The organism is Psychromonas sp. (assembly GCF_983033635.1).
Window position 1 is genome coordinate 1 of record NZ_CEZLMY010000064.1, and the last position, 2,353, is coordinate 2,353.

Here is a 2,353-nt window from a genome sequence, read left to right on the forward strand (position 1 = left end):
GTAAAACTGTGTCTGCTTGATTCTCATATTCAACGATTCGATAACCACCAATAATGAGAATTAACCTCAAGCGAAAGCCTGCCAATATTTATTAGCTTACGGTATTCGTTTTACAAAACGATGCAGATTGACGCGGAGATAACTGCTTCAGAGATAGCGCAAAGCGACGCATGTTATCAATAGTGGCTTTTTTACAGGCATAAAAAAACCACATTATATAATGTGGTTTTTTTTGCTATCACTATCTGAAAATTTAGCGCTAGCAATTACTCGGGTAAAACGGCGTTATGGTAGACGTTTTGCACATCATCACAGTCTTCAAGCATATCCATGAATTTTTCAAATTTCTCAACATGTTCAGGTGTAATATCTGTATCAGTTTGCGGTACAAATGTTACTTCTTCAACATCTAATTCAAGATCCGGGTAGGCATCATTAAGTGCTGTTTTTGCTTTGTAGAATTCAGTATGAGGACAAAATACCGTGATATTTCCATCTTCACTTTCAACATCAGTGACATCAACGTCAGCCATCATTAATGCTTCTAAAACAGCTTCCTCATCGGAGCCTTTAAATACAAACACGCCCTGATGTTCAAACATATGTGCAGCTGTGCCTGGTGAACCGATTTTAGCACCTGTTTTCATAAAACAGTTACGCACATCAGTCCAGGTCCGTTTATTATTATCGGTTAAACAGTCAACGATAACGCTGCAGCCGCCAGGACCGAAACCTTCGTAAGTAGCACGTTCGTAATCTTCTCCGCCGCCGCCTTTGGCTTTTTCAATTGCACGTTCGATAACATGTGTCGGTACCTGGTCTTTTTTTGCACTTTCAATTAAACGGCGTAATGAAAGGTTACCATCAGGATCGAATCCGCCATTTTTCGCAGATACGTAGATCTCTTTACCGTATTTTGAATAAACTTTGGTTTTGGCGCCCGCAGTTTTCGCCATTGACTCTTTGCGGTTTTGATATGCTCTTCCCATCTGATCAGACTCTTTTTGTTAGTTGGTTAATATTTAAGGCGCAAATTTTACCTTGTAATTGCGCTTCTGCGCTAGTGTGAAATTAATAAATATTGAACTGGATGAGAAATTGTCCTCTATAATTAATATTTGTTTAATAGTTAAACAATATAAGGATGCTTGATGCACAATAAAATAGCGGAAATCTTCAAACAATTGAATAATGTTTTATTGGGAAAGGAGGAGCAGACTAAATTAGCTTTAGTTTGTCTGCTTGCCGACGGGCATCTTTTAATCGAAGATCTGCCTGGTATGGGTAAAACTACGCTTGCATCTGCCTTGGCACAAACACTTGGGCTTGATTACCAACGTGTGCAATTTACCAGTGATATGTTACCTGCAGATATTCTTGGTGTGTCGATATTTGATAGCAATAAACAGCAGTTTAATTTTCATAAGGGCCCCATTTTCAGTCAGGTATTATTAGCGGATGAAATAAATCGCGCCAGTCCTAAAACACAAAGTGCATTGTTAGAGGCGATGGAAGAGAGGCAGATATCTCTAGACAGTGAAACATATATATTGCCAACGCCCTTTTTTGTTATTGCGACACAAAATCCGTTAGATCAAGCAGGGACTTTTCCCTTACCTGAATCTCAGTTAGACCGATTTATGATGCGTATTGAGCTTGGTTTTCCGAATATGGATGCGGAATTACAAATGCTAAAAGGGCATTTGGGGTCAGATAAAAAAGAGAAAATATCGGCCATTATAAATCTTGACGAGTTGCAGGCGATGCAAGCTGCTGTAGATAAAATTCAAGCCAATGAGACGGTTTTAAATTATCTGTTACGCCTGATTCATGAAAGTCGTTACAGTGGTATTTCAGCCAATCCGTTATCACCTCGTTGCAGCAAAATATTACTGCAAGCTGCTAAAGCGATGGCTTTTATTCAGCAAAGAGATTATCTCATTCCCGAAGATATTCAGGCGGTCTTTGTTGCGGTGACCGATCATCGTTTAGCGGGGGTAAATGGTGATAAACAAGGTAATAAAGCACTTAGTCAAACATTGCTAGACAGTGTTGATCCGCTTGGTTAATTTATGAATAAAAGTTTTAAACTAACAGCACCGTTAAAAAGGCTAATCGCACGGCGTTTCGAGCGCTGGTTAACTGCGCGAATGCCGGCGCAAAATAGTTTCACCTTAAATCATGCCAATACTTTTATTTTTCCCTCTAAATTTGGTCTGCACTTTTTAGTGCTCTGTTTTATTCTGTTTTTGCTTGGTACTAACTATCAAAATAATTTGATTTTGTTTGTGCTGTTTTTCCTGTGCAGCTTTATGGTGACTTGTCTGCTTTTAAGTTATCAGAATATTGCAGG

At 39.0% G+C, this 2,353-nt stretch carries 2 protein-coding genes and 1 pseudogene; 2 read left to right on the forward strand and 1 reads right to left on the reverse strand.

The annotated features are described in order from the left end of the window. Window positions 1–266: 266 nt before the first annotated feature. Window positions 267–989 (reverse strand): YebC/PmpR family DNA-binding transcriptional regulator, encoded by a 723-nt coding sequence (locus tag AC4GME_RS10135; protein ID WP_490376239.1) that lies wholly within the window; start codon window positions 987–989, stop codon window positions 267–269. Between the two features lie 162 nt (window positions 990–1,151). Between AC4GME_RS10135 and AC4GME_RS10140 the strand changes: the two genes are divergently transcribed. Then, window positions 1,152–2,069, forward strand: a complete 918-nt coding sequence (locus tag AC4GME_RS10140; RefSeq protein WP_490376240.1) for an AAA family ATPase — start codon at window positions 1,152–1,154, stop codon at window positions 2,067–2,069. Window positions 2,070–2,072: 3 nt separating this feature from the next. Continuing rightward, a pseudogene (locus AC4GME_RS10145) lies at window positions 2,073–2,353 on the forward strand (DUF58 domain-containing protein); the annotation flags it as partial.

Bases quoted from the DNA above. Each gene is read 5' to 3' on its own strand.
- AC4GME_RS10135 (WP_490376239.1), bottom strand. From the start codon at position 989: ATGGGAAGAGCATATCAAAACCGCAAAGAGTCAATGGCGAAAACTGCG.
- AC4GME_RS10140 (WP_490376240.1), top strand. From the start codon at position 1,152: ATGCACAATAAAATAGCGGAAATCTTCAAACAATTGAATAATGTTTTA.